16 protein-coding genes and 1 riboswitch are annotated in these 17275 nt (G+C 59.7%); of the genes, 12 read left to right on the forward strand and 4 right to left on the reverse strand.

Annotated features, from left to right (window positions below; all coding sequences use genetic code 11):
- Positions 1-4: 4 nt before the first annotated feature.
- The 3 genes from metK to AFK24_RS01620 all read left to right on the forward strand — a co-directional run bounded on the left by metK (position 5) and on the right by AFK24_RS01620 (position 3779).
- Complete coding sequence (gene metK / locus AFK24_RS01610; protein ID WP_020293568.1) at positions 5-1195, forward strand: methionine adenosyltransferase; 1191 nt, start codon at positions 5-7, stop codon at positions 1193-1195.
- Positions 1196-1607: 412 nt separating this feature from the next.
- Complete coding sequence (gene ligB / locus AFK24_RS01615; protein WP_065831578.1) at positions 1608-3293, forward strand: NAD-dependent DNA ligase LigB; 1686 nt, start codon at positions 1608-1610, stop codon at positions 3291-3293.
- Between the two features lie 75 nt (positions 3294-3368).
- Positions 3369-3779 carry a DUF1090 domain-containing protein gene (locus AFK24_RS01620; RefSeq protein ID WP_065831579.1) on the forward strand — a complete coding sequence of 137 codons (411 nt, stop codon included), beginning with the start codon at positions 3369-3371 and terminating at the stop codon, positions 3777-3779.
- 120 nt (positions 3780-3899) lie between these two features.
- On the opposite strand, the gene AFK24_RS01625 is transcribed toward AFK24_RS01620, so the two are convergent.
- The 3 genes from AFK24_RS01625 to AFK24_RS01635 all read right to left on the reverse strand — a co-directional run bounded on the left by AFK24_RS01625 (position 3900) and on the right by AFK24_RS01635 (position 5690).
- Positions 3900-4349 (reverse strand): c-type cytochrome, encoded by a 450-nt coding sequence (locus AFK24_RS01625; protein ID WP_065831665.1) that lies wholly within the window; start codon positions 4347-4349, stop codon positions 3900-3902.
- A gap of 89 nt (positions 4350-4438) precedes the next feature.
- Positions 4439-4840 (reverse strand): MAPEG family protein, encoded by a 402-nt coding sequence (locus tag AFK24_RS01630; protein WP_065831580.1) that lies wholly within the window; start codon positions 4838-4840, stop codon positions 4439-4441.
- A 10-nt stretch (positions 4841-4850) separates the two neighbouring features.
- Complete coding sequence (locus AFK24_RS01635) at positions 4851-5690, reverse strand: DMT family transporter (protein WP_065831581.1); 840 nt, start codon at positions 5688-5690, stop codon at positions 4851-4853.
- 395 nt (positions 5691-6085) lie between these two features.
- Between AFK24_RS01635 and AFK24_RS01640 the strand changes: the two genes are divergently transcribed.
- The 7 genes from AFK24_RS01640 (at position 6086) to otnI (ending at position 13900) form a co-directional block, all read left to right on the forward strand.
- Complete coding sequence (locus tag AFK24_RS01640; protein ID WP_065831582.1) at positions 6086-7345, forward strand: cation:proton antiporter; 1260 nt, start codon at positions 6086-6088, stop codon at positions 7343-7345.
- Between the two features lie 91 nt (positions 7346-7436).
- On the forward strand, positions 7437-8249 hold the full coding sequence (locus AFK24_RS01645) for a DeoR/GlpR family DNA-binding transcription regulator (RefSeq protein WP_065831583.1): 813 nt from the start codon (positions 7437-7439) through the stop codon (positions 8247-8249).
- A 356-nt stretch (positions 8250-8605) separates the two neighbouring features.
- The gene (gene ltnD / locus AFK24_RS01650) at positions 8606-9550 is read left to right on the forward strand and encodes an L-threonate dehydrogenase (RefSeq protein ID WP_276204926.1); all 945 of its coding nucleotides are present in this window, start codon (positions 8606-8608) and stop codon (positions 9548-9550) included.
- Positions 9551-9560: 10 nt separating this feature from the next.
- The gene (gene otnK / locus AFK24_RS01655) at positions 9561-10853 is read left to right on the forward strand and encodes a 3-oxo-tetronate kinase (RefSeq protein WP_065831585.1); all 1293 of its coding nucleotides are present in this window, start codon (positions 9561-9563) and stop codon (positions 10851-10853) included.
- Positions 10850-11488: an aldolase gene (locus AFK24_RS01660; RefSeq protein WP_065831586.1), complete on the forward strand. Its 639-nt coding sequence runs from the start codon at positions 10850-10852 to the stop codon at positions 11486-11488. Before otnK ends, AFK24_RS01660 begins: the two co-directional genes overlap by 4 nt.
- A gap of 143 nt (positions 11489-11631) precedes the next feature.
- A complete protein-coding gene (locus AFK24_RS01665) occupies positions 11632-13089 on the forward strand; it encodes an SLC13 family permease (protein ID WP_065831587.1) in 1458 nt (485 codons plus the stop codon).
- Positions 13090-13111: 22 nt separating this feature from the next.
- Positions 13112-13900, forward strand: a complete 789-nt coding sequence (gene otnI, locus AFK24_RS01670; RefSeq protein WP_065831588.1) for a 2-oxo-tetronate isomerase — start codon at positions 13112-13114, stop codon at positions 13898-13900.
- A gap of 121 nt (positions 13901-14021) precedes the next feature.
- On the opposite strand, the gene AFK24_RS01675 is transcribed toward otnI, so the two are convergent.
- Positions 14022-14426 carry an acyl-CoA thioesterase gene (locus AFK24_RS01675; protein ID WP_065831589.1) on the reverse strand — a complete coding sequence of 135 codons (405 nt, stop codon included), beginning with the start codon at positions 14424-14426 and terminating at the stop codon, positions 14022-14024.
- Between the two features lie 199 nt (positions 14427-14625).
- A riboswitch (S-adenosyl-L-homocysteine riboswitch) is annotated at positions 14626-14730 on the forward strand.
- A gap of 21 nt (positions 14731-14751) precedes the next feature.
- Here AFK24_RS01675 and ahcY point away from each other — a divergent pair.
- Positions 14752-16161: an adenosylhomocysteinase gene (gene ahcY, locus AFK24_RS01680; RefSeq protein WP_065831590.1), complete on the forward strand. Its 1410-nt coding sequence runs from the start codon at positions 14752-14754 to the stop codon at positions 16159-16161.
- 172 nt (positions 16162-16333) lie between these two features.
- Positions 16334-17179 carry a methylenetetrahydrofolate reductase [NAD(P)H] gene (gene metF / locus AFK24_RS01685; RefSeq protein WP_065831591.1) on the forward strand — a complete coding sequence of 282 codons (846 nt, stop codon included), beginning with the start codon at positions 16334-16336 and terminating at the stop codon, positions 17177-17179.
- The last annotated feature ends 96 nt before the right edge of the window (positions 17180-17275 follow it).

The raw sequence follows: 17275 nt of genomic DNA on the forward strand, positions 1-17275 counted from the left end.
AGAGATGAGCGAATACTCCCTTTTCACCTCCGAGTCCGTGTCCGAAGGGCATCCAGACAAAATCGCCGACCAGATTTCCGACGCGGTTCTGGACGCAATCATCGCTGAAGACAAATTCGCCCGTGTAGCGTGCGAAACGCTGGTCAAGACCGGCGTGGCGATCATTGCTGGCGAAGTGTCCACATCGGCTTGGGTCGATCTGGAAGACATCGTTCGCAAAGTCATTCTCGACATCGGCTACAACAGCTCCGACGTCGGCTTCGACGGCGCGACCTGCGGCGTGATGAACATCATCGGCAAGCAGTCCGTGGACATCGCCCAGGGCGTTGACCGCAGCAAGCCTGAAGATCAGGGCGCTGGCGACCAGGGCCTGATGTTCGGCTACGCCAGCAACGAAACCGACGTGCTGATGCCTGCACCGATCACGTTCGCGCATCAACTGGTGCATCGCCAGGCTGAAGCCCGTAAATCCGGCCTGCTGCCTTGGTTGCGCCCGGACGCGAAATCCCAGGTCACTTGCCGTTACGAAAACGGCAAGGTTGTTGGCATCGACGCAATCGTTCTGTCGACCCAACACAACCCGGAAGTTTCCTACAAAGACCTGCGCGAAGGCGTGATGGAGCTGATCGTCAAGCACGTGCTGCCAGCTGAACTGCTGCACAAAGACACCCAGTTCCACATCAACCCGACCGGCAACTTCATCATCGGTGGCCCGGTTGGCGACTGCGGCCTGACCGGTCGCAAGATCATCGTCGACACCTACGGCGGCATGGCTCGTCACGGCGGCGGCGCGTTCTCCGGCAAGGATCCATCCAAGGTTGACCGTTCTGCGGCTTACGCCGGTCGTTATGTTGCCAAGAACATCGTAGCTGCCGGCCTGGCCGAGCGTTGCGAGATTCAGGTTTCCTACGCAATCGGCGTCGCGCAACCGACTTCGATCTCTTTGAACACCTTCGGCACCGGCAAGCTGTCCGATGACAAGATCATCAAGCTGGTTCGCGATAACTTCGACCTGCGTCCATACGCAATCACCACCATGCTCGACTTGCTGCACCCGATGTACCAAGCCACTGCGGCCTACGGCCACTTCGGTCGTACCCCGGTTGAAATGACGGTTGGCGATGACACCTTCACCGCCTTCACCTGGGAAAAAACCGACCGTGCCGACGCCCTGCGCGCCGCTGCCGGCCTGTAATACGCCTTAAGCTTCAGGCGTAAGAAAAGCCCCTGGCGACTGTGGTCGTCAGGGGCTTTTTGGTTCATGCACATACGTTTTTTTTGTAGGACCGGATTCATCCGGGAATCCGTCCGCACATCCACCATCATCTATGTGGGAATGACGAGTAGGAGTTCATCCGCGAGGCGTCGGCACCCTCGATACCTTTATCGACTAACCCATCGCCCTCCCGGATAAATCCGGTCCTACAGGTTGACCGCACTCCAACTGGCCGGAATCCGCGCGAGCTCTTGTAGCGAATTCATTCGCGAATACGGTGTGTCAGGCACGCCAATCACACCCAGCAGAAAAACCCGGTAACCACGCCACGCGTCATCCTTGAAGCGCAGCGGCTAGCCTGTGAGCCACCTCTTCAAGCAAGGATGCTTCGATGCTGCCTCTCCTGCGTGCCGTAATTTGCGTGGTTTTTGCCCTGTTCGCCGTCAACGCCCAAGCGATCAAATGCCCCGGCTGGACGCCTACAAAGGCGCGAAGCCAGATCATCGACCTGCAAGGCCAGATCGAGCGATGGGACGAAAGTTACCATCGCCAGGGCGTTGCGCTGATCAAGGACGAGCTGTACGACCAATCCCGCCAGCGCCTGCACTTCTTGCGCACCTGTTTCGCGCAAGCGGCGCCACTCGACGACAACCCGCTCAAGACCGCCAGCGGCCCGATCCTCCATCCAATACCGCATACCGGCCTGAATAAACTGGCGGACGAAAACGCCGTGCGGGCCTGGCTCAACGGACGCAGCGATCTGTGGATTCAGCCGAAAGTCGACGGCGTGGCTGTGACGCTGGTGTATGAGCGAGGCGTGCTGGCGCGGGTGATCAGTCGCGGCGATGGTGTTCGAGGCCAGGATTGGACGGCTCATGGGCGACTGATTCCGGCGATACCGGCGCATCTGCCGTGGGAAGAAACCCTGGTGTTGCAGGGCGAGTTGTACTGGCGGCTGGAGAATCATGTGCAGGCCACACGAGGCAGCCTGAACGCACGCAGCAAAGTGGCCGGGCTGTTGGCGCGCAATGTCATCAGCGCCGACGAAGCCGGGGCGCTTGGCCTGTTCGTCTGGGACTGGCCAGATGGCCCCGCAGGCATGACCGAGCGCATGGCAGGCCTAAAAGCTCTGGGGTTCGAGTCCAGCGCGCATTACAGCGAGCCGCTGGCGAACTTTGCCCAGGCGCAACAATGGCGCGATCACTGGTATCGCCAACCGCTGCCGTTCGCCACCGACGGCGTGGTCATCCGACAGGGTCAACGGCCGCCGGCCCAGCGCTGGCAGGCCAAGGCTCCGTATTGGATCGCTGCCTGGAAATATCCTTATGCCCAGGCGCTGACTGAGGTGCGCAAGGTCAACTTCAACATTGGTCGAAGCGGTCGAATCACGCCGGTGCTGGAATTGAAGCCGGTGCAGCTGGACGACCGAAAGATCAGTCGGGTCAGCGTCGGCTCCCTGCAACGCTGGCAGGAACTGGATGTTCGTCCCGGCGATCAGATCGCGGTAAGCCTGGCCGGCCTGACCATTCCACGGCTGGACAGCGTCGTCTCGCGCAACCTCGAGCGCGCGCAACTGAAGATACCCAACCCCGATGCGTTTCACGGCCTTAGTTGCTTTCAACCCACGGCAGGCTGCGAAAACCAGTTCCGGGCGCGACTGGTCTGGCTCAGCGGCAAAAAAGGCCTGGCCTTGAGTGGCGTCGGCCCCGGCAGCTGGGACAAGCTGATAAATGCCGGCCAGATCAACGGTCTGCTCGACTGGATGGCCCTTGATCGTGATCAGCTTGTTAACATTCCCGGCCTCGGCGAGCGCAGCAGCGCTAAACTGCTCGACAGTCTGCGCAGCGCGCGGCAACGATCGTTCTCAACATGGCTTACGGCTATCGGTCTGCCGCCCGCCGGTAACGCGCAATTGGGGCCTGACTGGCAGGAGCTGGCGACGCGCAGCGCTGAGCGGTGGCAAGCAGAGCCGGGCGTAGGTCCGGGACGCGCGCTGCAACTGGTGGCTTTTTTTCAGCACCCAGAGGTGCAGGCGCTGAGCGAACAGCTTCGGGTTTATGGCGTCGAAGGCTTTTAGATTTAATTAATTACTGCAGCGCCGGGGATTTCATCGTCACGCTCGGCCGCCATCTTTTTTTCAAAAGGAGTTCATATGAAGTTTTTGTCACCACGGGCCCTGCTGGCCTTGGTCGGCCTGTTCGCCACGCCGATTTTTGCCGCTGAACTGCCGCCGCAAGCCTCTGGATGTGTGGCCAAGAGTCAGGAAATCAGCACCAAGCTCGAAGAGGCCAAGGCCGAAGGCAACAAACAACAGCAGGCTGAACTGGAAAAAGCCCTGAGCGAAGTGAACGCCAACTGCAGCGAGGCCACGCTGGTCAAACAACACGAGCAGAAAGTGCTGGATGCCAAGCGCGAAGTCAGCCGTCGTCAGGCGGATTTGAACAAGGCGATGACCAAGGGTGATCCGGAGAAGATCAACAAGCGCAAGGACAAACTCGCCGAGTCCCGCAAGGAATTGCAGGACGCTCAGACCGAGCTGGAGACGGTGCAGCCGGAGGATTAACAGGTCAGCGTAAGTTTCTGTAGGAGGGAATTTATTCCCGAAGGCGGTATTCCGGCTGATGAATATGTATCGGTTGTATTGGCCTCTTCGGGAATGAATTCCCTCCTACAATGAGTCAACCTAATGATCCCGAAACTCTTTATGGCAAGCCTCGCAAGCGCCTTCTACCTTGCTCATTGCAGGCGTCAGGTTGCTGGATTTGAACGGCCTTTCATTGGTGGCGATCACCAGTGCGCCGGTGGCTGATTCCAGCGAGCGGGCCAACTCCTGAAAACGCGCCTGCTTCTGCCAGACATCGTCCTTGGCGCTGGTGTGCTCTTCTTCCTTGACTTGTGGGAAGTGTTTCCAGGGTTCGTGGGACAAGCTATCGAGCTTGACCGCTCCCTCGGTGAAGCGCTGCCCGTCAAACGCCACGCGACCACGCAACATGCCGCCCAGATCTTCACTGGTCTTGAGCATCTGCTTGAAGATCGCCTTGCGCTGACCCAAGGGTGAATTCGGGTCCAGACCACCGCAGGCGCTCAAGGTCGCGCAGGCCAGCACTACAACGCACAGTCTTTTCAAAGTCATGATCAACATAGGCCGAGAGAAACGGCGGCCAGTATCCTCGGCCATCCGGCAAAGACCAAGCGCTGTGTTGCCGCAGTGACTGCGCCGGGTTACGCAGGCATTGGTGTCGCCGAAGCCACGAACAGCCCGACGATCAAGCCCATGCCAATGATCCAGGCCAGCGAGCGCAATGCGGCCCAGTCAGCCAGGTAGAAAATGATGTACAGCAGGCGGCTGGTAATGAATAACACCGCGACCACATCGATGGTGACCAATTGCGCGTTGCCCGCAATGTGCGCAATGACCACCGCAGCAATAAAGCCCGGCAGGATCTCGAAACTGTTGAGCTGCGCCGCATGCGCCCGCGCGGGCAGGCCTTCGAGGTTATTCAGGAAGTTGCGCGGATTGTGGTTGTGCTTGGCGTTGAACTTGCCGCTGGAAAACTTCGCGATACCTGCGCACACAATCGGCAGGAAAATCGCGATCAACACACACCAGAAAGCAACCGTCATAACAGAATCCTTAGAGTTTGAGCTTCATCAGAAGCATGCCGAGCAAAACCAGCCCACAAGCTAAGAGCCGAGGCCGGCCGAAAGGTTCTTTCAGGTAACGCATCCCGAACAACACCACCAGAATCACGCTGACTTCACGCAACGCAGCCGCTTCCGCCACCGAGCCCAGTTGCATCGCCCAAAGCACCAGCGCGTAACTGAGCAACACGCACAGACCGACGCTCAGACCCAGCCGCCATTGTTCGCGCCAGAACAGGCTGAAGGCCGAACGTTTGTAGACCACCGCCAGCAAGGGGAAAGGCCAGGCGCTGATCAGCGTCAGCCAGATCAGGTAATCCAACGGATGCGCGCCCAGTTGCAGCGCCTGGCCGTCGATCCAGGTGTAACAGCCGATGCACAGCCCGATCAATCCAACCACCGGCAGCAACGACCAGGGTAGCCGATCGCCGCCACCGCCCTGCCACAACAGGCACGCCATGCCACAGGGAATCAGCAAAATGCCGAGGATCTGCTGGGTGCTCAGCTGTTCGCCAGCAAAAACAAGCGTCAGGGCCAATACCACCAATGGCGAAAGACCGCGCATCAATGGATAGACCAGCCCGAGATCGCCGACCCGATACGCCTTGATCAGCAGATAGCGATACAGCAGCTCGAACAGTGCTGAGGCAATTATCCACGGCCAGACCTGACTAGGCGGCGGTTCAACAAACGCCACGGCCACTATCGCGAAGAGCAATGCCACCAGATCCATGCTGGCAATCACCAGCAAACGCTCACCGCTGAACTTGATCAGGGTATTCCACGTCGCGTGCAGAAACGCCGCGATCAACACCAAACCCGTAGCCAGCAAAACACTCTCCCTGTTCCGACGACATCCGCCTTGTACCTGAGCGCAGAGGATAAAGGATGGGGCGAAGATATGTCCCTGGCAGGAGCGAACTTGTTCGCGAGGCGGTGTTCCTGACGATCGAACGCTCGGCCTATCGCCAACAAGTTGGCTCCTACAGATGGAGGGCGATCTCGCCTGCGGAAGATTCCATTAACAGCGGCGGTCATAGCCGATCGCTTTGTTCACGGCATCCTTTGCAACGCACGGTGCAACGTCCGCGCCCAGCCGGGGTCAATGCCTGACTGGTTTTACCGGGAAAGCAATGTGCCTGCATCCGCCGCAGGTCCATCAAACCTTTGCCTGCTGACGTGCAACGTCAGGCGGGCACGCTTTGAATCGTAATGACGGGAATACCGATGCTTGAACTCGCTGCTGGCTTTATCTGCCTCACCTCGCTGCTCACCTATGTGAACTTTCGATTTATCGGCCTGCCGCCCACCATTGGCGTCATGGTCACCGCGCTGCTGTTCTCGCTGATCCTGCAAGGCCTGAGTTTTTTGGGTTATCCGGGTCTGGAAGAGCACGTGCAACAGTTGATCGGCCAGATTGATTTTGGCGATCTGCTGATGAACTGGATGCTGTCGTTCCTGCTGTTCGCCGGGGCGCTGCACGTCAACCTTGGCGACTTGAAAAGCTATCGCTGGCCCATCGGGTTGCTGGCGACCTTTGGCGTATTGATCGCCACGACCGTGATCGGCGCGCTGGCGTACTGGATCTTTGGCTGGTTCGGCTGGCACGTGAGTTTCCTGTACTGCCTGCTGTTCGGTGCACTGATTTCTCCTACCGATCCCATCGCGGTGCTCGGCGTGCTGCGTACCGCCAACGCGTCCAAACCGCTGAAAACCACCATCGTTGGCGAATCGCTGTTCAATGACGGCACCGCCGTGGTGGTCTTCACGGTATTGCTGGGCATCGCGCAACTGGGCGAAACCCCGACCGTCGGCGAAACCGCCATGTTGTTCGTTCACGAAGCTGTGGGCGGCGCGCTGTTCGGCGGCCTGATCGGTTACGCCGTGTACTTGATGATCAAGAGCATCGAGCAGTACCAGATCGAAGTCATGCTGACCCTGGCGCTGGTGATCGGCGGCTCGGCGATGTCCACCGAATTGCATGTGTCCGGCCCTATCGCGATGGTCGTCGCCGGTTTGATCATCGGCAATCTGGGCCGTAATCTGGCGATGAACGACATGACTCGCCGCTACATGGACGGTTTCTGGGAATTGCTCGATGACATGCTCAACGCCCTGCTGTTCGCACTGATCGGCATGGAGCTGTTGCTGTTGCCGTTCTCCTGGTCGCACTTGCTGGCGGCCCGGCTGCTGGCGGTGGCGATTCTGCTGTCGCGTTTCGTCACCGTCGCGCCCGCTATCCTGTTGTTGCGCCGCTGGAAAACCGTGCCCAAAGGCACGATCCGCATCCTGACCTGGGGCGGCCTGCGCGGTGGGGTTTCCGTGGCGCTGGCTTTGGCGCTGCCTTTGGGGCCGGAGCGCGACCTGCTGCTGAGCATCACGTATATCGTGGTGCTGTCGTCGATCCTGTTGCAGGGTTTGACGATTGGCAAACTGGTCAAGGCCGTGACCCGCGACCAGCCGCAAGAGCAGAATGCCGGGCACTGATTCTGCGATTGCTGTCATGACCCTTGCGATTGGCTAAGATGCCACGACCGCCAGCCCACGCTGTTGGTTCTATTGATGCTCAGGAGCACCCATGTCCCGCGAAGAGGAGACCGCCGTTGTCGGCGGCGCACCCATGATTCCCGCCCAGCGCCGGGAGTTGATGCTGCGCCAGTTGCGCAAGCAGCAGGTGCTCAGCGTGCATCAACTGGTGGAAATGTTCGACTGCTCGCACATGACCATTCGCCGGGATATCGCCCTGCTGGAACAGGAAGGCCGCGCCTATTCCGTCACTGGCGGGGTGCGCATTGCCAGTCAATTGCACAGCGAACCCAGCCATCAGTCCAAGGCCGTAGTCGAACTGCCGCAAAAACAAGGCATGGCACGCCTCGCGGCCGGCTTGCTGCACCCGGACATGACGGTCTACCTCGACGCAGGCACCAGCACGCTGGAAATTGTCCCGCACATCGTCGCGCTGCCCGGCATGACCGTGGTGACCAACGACTTCGGCATCGTCAGCGCCCTGGCTGACGCCGGCCATGTCGACGTGATCCACACCGGCGGCCTGCTCGACCACCCGAACCGCTCCTGCGTCGGAGGCCTCGCGGCAGCCACCTTGCGCCAACTGGCCACCGACATCGCCTTCATGTCCACCAGTTCCTGGGACCTGCAACGCGGCACCACCACGCCGTCAGCGCTCAAGGTCGAGGTCAAGCAAGCGGCCATGCAGTCCGCATCGCAAACCGTACTGGTCGCCACCAGCTCCAAATACGGCACCTTCGGCATGTACAAAATCTCCGCGCTGGAACAGTTCGACATCATCATCAGCGACGCCGCCCTGGCGGAAGCGGCTGCCGACGGGATTCGCAAGCAGCGGGTGGAGTTGTTGTTGGCGGCGGTCGAGTAGAGCAATAAACCCGTTAGAGCGAGGCTTGCCCGCGAATCGTTTACCCATCGACACCTCAATTGACTGACCTGACGCCTTCGCGGGCAAGCCTCGCTCCAACGGGCCGGGATCCGCGCGAGCTCTTGTAGGAGCGGATTCATCCGCGAGACTTCGGCACTATCAACACCCTTATCGACTGCCCCACCGCTCTCCCGGATAAATCCGGTCCTACAGGGACGGCGCTTGGCTGCGCGAGATATTTTCCGTGATCCAAAAAACCTATCGATGTGAATCCATGTGAACAACAAAAAATACTTCACATTATTTGCTCACTGATTCACTATCTGTTCACAGCACAGAACAATACTGACCGATTGCTGGCACCACGAGCATCGGCACACACCGAGGAATACAGCATGAATAACAAGAATGTCGGCGTTATTGGCTTGGGTGCGATGGGTTTGGGCATTGCCCGCTCGTTGCTGCGCAGTGGCTTCAACGTGCATGCCTGTGACGTGCGTACCAGCGTGACCGAGCAGTTCGCCAGCGAAGGCGGCGTCGCGTGCGCTTCCCCGGCGGCGATGGCGGCGGATTGCGATGTGATCATCACTGTGGTGGTCAACGCCGAGCAGACCGAAACCGTCCTGTTCGGTGAGAACGGCGCCATTGCTGCGCTGCGTCCCGGCAGTCTGGTAATCGGTTGCGCCACCGTCGCGCCGACTTTCGCCATTGAGCTGGGCGAACGCCTGGCCGAGCAGAATCTGCTGTATCTCGACGCGCCTATCTCCGGCGGCGCAGCCAAGGCTGCTGCTGGCCAGATGACCATGATGACTTCCGGCCCGGCTGAATCCTACGCCAAGGCGCAGGCCATCCTTGATGGCATGGCCGGCAAGGTCTATCGCCTGGGCGATGTTCACGGTCTGGGCTCGAAAGTAAAAATCATCAATCAGTTGCTGGCTGGCGTACACATTGCCGCCAGTGCCGAAGCCATGGCGTTGGGCCTGCGTGAAGGCGTCGACGCCGACGCGCTTTACGAAGTGATCACCAACAGCGCCGGCAACTCGTGGATGTTTGAAAACCGCGTGCCGCACATTCTCAAGGCGGATTACACCCCGCTGTCGGCCGTGGACATTTTCGTCAAGGATCTGGGCCTGGTCCTGGATACCGCCCGCGCCAGCAAATTCCCGCTGCCGCTGTCGGCCACCGCGCACCAGATGTTCATGCAGGCTTCCAGCGCCGGTTTCGGTCGCGAAGACGATTCCGCAGTAATCAAGATTTTCCCAGGCATCGAACTGCCTAAAGCCAAGCCTGATCAAGCCTGAGGAGCGTTAGATGAGTAATTCTCCTGTGCGCCCTTTGCTGGGCTGCATTGCCGACGACTTCACCGGCGCCACCGATCTGGCCAACATGCTGGTGCGCGGCGGCATGCGCACGGTGCAAAGCATCGGTATTCCCACGGCGGAAATGGCCGCTGGCCTGGACGCCGACGCCATTGTCATCGCCCTGAAATCCCGCACCACGCCTGCCGCCGAAGCCGTCGCCGAATCAATGGCCGCGCTGGAATGGCTGCGCGAACGCGGTTGCGAGCAGATTTTCTTCAAGTATTGCTCGACCTTCGATTCCACTGCCGCCGGCAATATTGGCCAGGTCAGCGAGGCATTGCTGAAGCAACTCGGCAGCGACTTCACCCTGGCTTGCCCGGCATTCCCGGAAAACGGCCGGACGATCTTTCGCGGGCATCTGTTCGTACAGGATCAACTGCTCAATGAATGCGGCATGCAGCATCACCCGCTGACGCCGATGACCGATGCCAATCTGGTGCGCGTGCTGCAATCGCAAACCGAACTGAAAGTCGGCCTGCTGCGTTACGACAGCATCGCCAAGGGCGTTGAAGGCGTGCGCAGCAAGATTGCCGAGTTGCGCGCCGATGGCGTGAGCATGGCAATTGCCGATGTGCTGTCCGATGCCGACCTGTACACGCTGGGCGAAGCCTGTGCTGACTTGCCGTTGCTGACCGGCGGCTCGGGCCTGGCTCTGGGTCTGCCGGGGAATTTCCGCAAGGCTGGCAAGTTGCGCGACATCGACGCGTCGCAGCTCGAATCAGTCAGCGGCGGTGAAGTGGTTCTGGCCGGTAGCGCTTCGGTGGCGACCAACGGTCAGGTTGCGGCCTGGCTGGAAGCCAAACGCCCTGCCCTGCGCATTGATCCGCTGGAACTCGCCGCGGGCCGTCCCGTTGTCGAGCAAGCGCTGGAGTTCGCCCGAAAATCAGTCGAAACCGTGCTGATCTACGCGACCAGCACGCCGGATGAAGTCAAAGCCGTGCAGCAACAACTGGGCGTCGAACGCGCCGGAGCCATGGTCGAGGATGCCTTGGGGCAGATCGCCAAAGGTTTGCTCAACGCTGGCGTGCGTCGTTTCGTGGTGGCCGGTGGCGAAACTTCCGGCGCGGTAGTTCAGGCCCTCGGCGTGCACTTGCTGCACATCGGCGCGCAGATCGATCCGGGTGTTCCGGCCACGGTGAGCAGCGGCTCGCAACCGCTGGCACTGGCGCTCAAATCCGGCAACTTCGGTGGCCGCGACTTCTTCAGCAAGGCCCTCAAGCAACTGGCGGGGGAAGCGCCATGAGTGCCGAAAACGCCCTGCGCGACGAGATCTGTGACATCGGCCGCCTGCTTTATGGTCGCGGTTACACCGTCGGCAGTGCCGGGAATATCAGCGCACGGCTGGATGACGGCTGGCTGATCACGCCGACCGACGCCTGCCTTGGTCGCCTGGACCCGACGCAAATCGCCAAGGTCAATCTGGCCGGTGAATGGGTTTCCGGCGCCAAGCCTTCCAAGACGTTGGCGCTGCACCGCGAAGTCTATGACCGCAATCCCGGCGTGGGCGGCGTGGTGCATACCCATTCGACGCATCTGGTGGCGCTGACGCTGGCTGGCGTCTGGCAGCAGGACAACATCCTGCCGCCCTTGACCCCGTATCAGGTCATGAAAGTCGGCCAGATTCCGCTGATCGGCTACGAGCGTCCGGGTTCGCCGAAGGTCGCCGAGCGCGTCGCGCAACTGGCCAACAGCGTGCGCGGCGTGATGCTCGAACGCCTCGGCCCGGTGATCTGGGAAAGTTCGGTGGCCAAGGCCGCCTATGCCCTGGAAGAACTGGAAGAGACCGCACGTTTGTGGCTGATGACCGATCCCAAACCTGAGCCGCTGGATGCAGCGGCACTGGAAGAGTTGCGTCAGGTTTTCGGGGCGAAATGGTAATTCGCAACAAGTGATCGAGCGTCGCCCGACGACGCTCGGCAACAACAATAACAACAGGACTAGAGCATGACTTACCCACACCGCGTCACTTTCAGGATCTGCTTGCGCCCCGCCTCGCCCAACCTGCGCGGGAGTGCTCAGGCATGACTCCATTAATGCTGATGTTGATTGCCGGAGCCGGCATCGCAGTGCTGTTGTTTCTGGTCCTCAAGTACAAATTCCAGCCGTTCGTGGCATTGATGCTGGTGAGTATCATCGTCGCGCTGGTGGCGGGTGTGAAACCGGCCGATCTGGTTGCCACCATTGAAGGCGGCATGGGTAAGACCCTCGGCCACATTGCGATCATCATTGCCCTAGGCGCGATGATCGGACGCATCATCGAGCTGTCCGGCGGCGCTGAAGCGCTGGCCAAGACCCTGATCAATCGCTTCGGCAACAAGCGCACGCCACTGGCGCTGACCGTCGCGGGTTTCATTGTCGGAATTCCGGTGTTCTTCGAAGTCGGCGTGATCATTCTCATGCCGCTGGCCTATGGTGTGGCCCGCGCGGCGCGCAAACCGCTGCTGATCTTCGCCCTGCCGATGTGTGCGGCATTGCTGTCGGTGCATGCCTTCCTGCCGCCACATCCGGGCGCCGTTGCAGCAGCCGGTCAACTGGGTGCGGATCTGGGTCGCGTATTGATGTTCGGCATTCCAATGGTCGCCGTATTGAGCCTGATCGGTTACTTCATCGCCGGGCGCATGACGCGCACCACCTATCCGATGACCGACGACATTCGTGCCGAAGTCTACGGCCCGCACATCACCAATCAGGATCTGCAAGCCTGGGCACGTGATGACTATTCCAACACCAGCGAAGCAGCTCACGCGCAAAAACTGGGTCTGGAAGAAAGCGCCAGCAGCCTGGCCGCAAGCCTTCCGCCAGCGCCTGCACCGGGTTTCGGGCTGATCGTTGCTCTGATTCTGCTGCCTATCGTATTGATTCTGCTTGGTACGCTGGCCACCACCATGCTGCCGGTTGAATCGACCCTGCGCAGCATTCTGACGGTACTGGGCGCACCGCTGGTGGCGCTGTTGCTCGACACATTGCTGTGCGCCTGGTTGCTGGGTTCGCGTCGCGGCTGGAGTCGCACGCAGGTTTCCGACGTGATCGGTTCGGCGCTGCCGGGTGTCGCCATGGTGATCCTGATCGCCGGTGCGGGCGGCGTGTTCGGCAAGGTGCTGGTGGATACCGGTATCGGCGCGGTGGTCTCCGAAGCGTTGCGTACTACTGGCTTGCCAGTGCTGGCCCTGGGCTTTCTGCTGACCCTGTTGTTGCGTGCAGTGCAAGGTTCCACCACCGTTGCGCTGGTGACTACCGCTGGTATTCTCAGCCCATTGATTGCCACCCTGAACCTGACCCCGAACCACCTGGCGCTGCTGTGTCTGGCCATGGGCGGTGGCGGTCTGGCGATGTCGCACATCAACGATGCCGGTTACTGGATGTTCACCAAACTGGCCGGACTCAACGTCGGCGATGGCCTGCGCACCTGGACCGTTCTGGTAACGGTGCTGGGCACGCTGGGCTTCCTGACCACCCTGGTGATCTGGCCATTCGTCTGATCTTATAAAGACTGGAGTTCACATGCCTCGTTTCGCTGCCAACCTCAGCATGCTTTATCCGCAACACGATTTTCTCGGGCGCTTCGCTGCAGCCGCGGCTGATGGTTTCGAAGCGGTCGAGTATCTGTTCCCTTATGACTTCAGCGCGCAGGAGCTCAAGCAACACCTGAGCGATAACGGTCTGGTCCAGGCGCTGTTCAATGCGCCGCCGGGTGACTGGGCGGCGGACGAACGCGGCATTGCTTCGTTGCCGGGGCGCGAAAGCGAATTCCGCATCGGCATCGAACGCGCCCTTGATTACGCCAGCGTGCTGGGCAATGACCGGATACATGTCATGGCTGGCCTGTTGCCAAGCGAAGCGCTGCGTGAGCGTCATCAGGCGGTGTATCTGGAGAACCTCGGTTACGCCGCAGAGCAGGCGGCCAAGGCCGGGATCACGGTCTTGATCGAACCGATCAACACCCGCGACATGCCGGGCTTCTTCCTTAATCGTCAGGATCAGGCGCAGGCGATCTGCAAGGAAGTCGGTGCAGCCAACCTCAAGGTGCAATTCGACTTCTATCACTGCCAGATTGTCGAAGGCGACGTGATCTCCAAACTGCGCCGGGATTTCGCCGGTGTGGGTCATATCCAGATCGCAGGTGTGCCGGATCGCCACGAACCGGACATGGGCGAACTCAACTACACATGGTTGTTCGAGGAAATCGACCGGCTGGGTTACACCGGCTGGATCGGTTGCGAATACCGGCCGAAGGGTGACACCAGCGAAGGTTTGCAGTGGTTGCGGGATTGGCGCGCGGCCAAAGCGTAAATTCGCATCGTTGGAGCGAGGCTTGCCCGCGAAGAGGTCAGTACATCCAACAGATGTTTGGATGCCTGAAAGAAGCCTTCGCGGGCAAGCCTCGCTCCAACGAGCTGTATCCGGTGTTTTATTACTCGTTAATCGCTTCTTCCTTGAACTGATCCTTCACGTACAGAATCTCGGTGCGGCCATGGGGCGCGGGCAATCCGTCTTCGCCCAGGTTGACGAACACCATCTTCTCCACCGTCAAAATGCTCTTGCGCGTGATTTTGTTGCGCACTTCGCAGGTCAGGGTGATGGAGGTGCGGCCGAACTCGGTGGCGGTGATGCCCAGCTCAATGATGTCGCCCTGCCGCGAAGCGCTGACGAAGTTGATCTCGGAAATGTACTTGGTCACCACACGCTGGTTGCCCAGTTGCACGATGGCGTAGATCGCCGCTTCTTCATCGATCCAGCGCAGCAGGCTGCCGCCGAACAAGGTGCCGTTTGGATTGAGGTCTTCGGGTTTAACCCACTTGCGGGTGTGGAAATTCATGCTCACTCCTGACCGTTGTGCCGATTGATGCCGTCCATAATGGCAGACCCCGAGCTTCAGCTCTATTGACCATGGGCTATGACATCGATTGACCAAGCGCCATTTATTCGATGGAAAGCCTTGGGCTACGTCGTCAGCTTGGCTATAATGCCCCCCGCTTCACAACGGTCATCTTCCCTTGATACCGTTTTCCCGCCACCTGTCCGAGGGGCGCTGCAGCAGGTTTTCCTGTCAGGCTCGGATGGGGCGTTGTTCGACCGGATTGTTCCGTCGGGCCTTAAACGCACAACGGCGCCCATTCGCACACTACGAATGGAGACTCTCAATGAGTGCTGTAATCACGCCCGCAGATTTTTCCGACTACAAAGTAGCCGACATGTCCCTGGCTGCCTGGGGCCGTCGCGAAACCATCATCGCTGAATCCGAAATGCCTGCCCTGATGGGTCTGCGCCGCAAATACGCTGGCGAACAACCGCTCAAGGGCGCGAAGATCCTCGGCTGCATCCACATGACCATCCAGACTGCTGTGCTGATCGAAACCCTGGTTGCCCTGGGTGCCGAAGTTCGCTGGTCGTCGTGCAACATTTTCTCCACTCAGGACCAGGCTGCTGCGGCCATCGCTGCTGCCGGTATCGCGGTTTATGCCTGGAAAGGCGAAACCGAAGAAGAATACGAGTGGTGCCTTGAGCAAACCATCCTGAAAGATGGCGCGCCTTGGGATGCCAACATGATCCTCGACGACGGCGGCGACCTGACCGAGCTGCTGCACAAGAAGTACCCGGCCATCCTGGACCGCGTCCACGGCGTTACCGAAGAGACCACCACCGGCGTTCACCGCCTGCTGGACATGCTGGCCAAGGGCGAGCTGAAAATCCCGGCCATCAACGTCAATGACTCGGTGACCAAGAGCAAGAACGACAACAAATACGGCTGCCGTCACAGCCTGAACGACGCCATCAAGCGCGGTACCGACCACTTGCTGTCCGGCAAGCAGGCTCTGGTAATCGGCTACGGTGACGTGGGCAAGGGCTCGGCTCAGTCGCTGCGTCAGGAAGGCATGATCGTCAAGGTTTCCGAAGTCGATCCGATCTGCGCCATGCAAGCCTGCATGGACGGCTTCGAACTGGTTTCGCCTTTCATCGACGGCATCAACGATGGCAGCGAAGCAAGCATCGACAAAGCGCTGCTGGGCAAGATCGACCTGATCGTGACCACCACCGGTAACGTCAACGTTTGCGATTCGAACATGCTCAAGGCGCTGAAAAAACGCGCTGTAGTGTGCAACATCGGTCACTTCGACAATGAAATCGACACGGCTTTCATGCGCAAGAACTGGGCATGGGAAGAAGTGAAGCCGCAGGTTCACAAGATTCACCGTACCGGCGCTGGCGCTTTCGACCCACAGAACGACGACTACCTGATCCTGCTGGCCGAAGGCCGTCTGGTAAACCTGGGCAATGCCACAGGTCACCCAAGCCGCATCATGGACGGTTCGTTTGCCAACCAGGTTCTGGCGCAAATCTTCCTGTTCGGTCAGAAGTACGCCGATCTGTCGCCAGCTCAAAAAGCCGAGCGCCTGACTGTTGAAGTACTGCCGAAGAAACTCGACGAAGAAGTGGCCCTGGAAATGGTCCGCGGCTTCGGCGGCGTTGTGACTCAACTGACCAAGACTCAGGCCGACTACATCGGCGTGACCGTCGAAGGTCCGTTCAAGCCGCACGCTTATCGCTACTGATTGAGCAAGGCACGTCCGTTTCTCCTGTAGGAGCGGACTTGTCCGCGATCGAGCGCGCAGCGGTCGCAACCAGCTTCACCGGCAGTGGCTGACACTCCGGTGATCTTCAGTATCTGAAGGTCGTTCCGACCTTATCGCGAACAAGTTCGCTCCTACAATGAGATCGGCGTCCATGTCCCTCGACCGTCGCTACAGCTTCGAATTCTTCCCGACGAAGACCGATGCTGGCCATGAAAAGCTGCTGAATGTTGCTCGTCAGCTAGCCAGCTACAACCCCGATTTTTTCTCCTGCACCTACGGTGCCGGTGGCTCGACCCGCGACCGCACGATCAACACCGTGCTGCAGCTGGAGAGTGAAGTAAAGATTCCTGCGGCCCCGCATTTGTCCTGCGTTGGCGACAGCAAGGCCGATCTGCGCGCCCTGCTGACCCAATACAAGGATGCCGGAATCAAACGCATCGTTGCCCTGCGCGGTGACTTGCCGTCCGGTATGGGCATGGCCAGCGGTGAGCTGCGCTACGCCAGCGATCTGGTGTCGTTCATTCGTGAAGAAACCGGTAGCCACTTCCACATCGAAGTCGCCGCTTACCCGGAGATGCACCCGCAAGCGCGCAACTTCGAAGACGATATCAAGAACTTCGTGCACAAGGCTCAGGCCGGTGCCGACAGCGCGATCACCCAGTATTTCTTCAACGCCGACAGCTATTTCTACTTCGTCGAGCGCGTGCGCAAACTGGGCGTGAACATTCCTGTCGTGCCGGGCATCATGCCGATCACCAACTACAGCAAGCTGGCGCGTTTTTCCGACGCTTGCGGTGCAGAAATCCCACGCTGGATCCGTAAACAGCTGGAAGCCTACGGCGACGACGTGCAAAGCATTCAGGCGTTCGGCGAGCAGGTCATCACGCAGATGTGTGAGCAGCTGTTACAAGGCGGCGCACCCGGATTGCACTTCTACACCTTGAACCAGGCGGATCCTAGCCTTGCCATCTGGAATAACCTCAAGCTGCCGCGATAAACGCGGGGTTTATTTGTAGAAGCGGGTCTGTCACATTCGGGCAACGTTCATCCGGTAGGTTTTCTTCACCCGAAGACCTGCCATTGCCCTGATAAC

Source organism: Pseudomonas syringae, assembly GCF_001698815.1.
GTDB lineage: Bacteria > Pseudomonadota > Gammaproteobacteria > Pseudomonadales > Pseudomonadaceae > Aquipseudomonas > Aquipseudomonas syringae_A.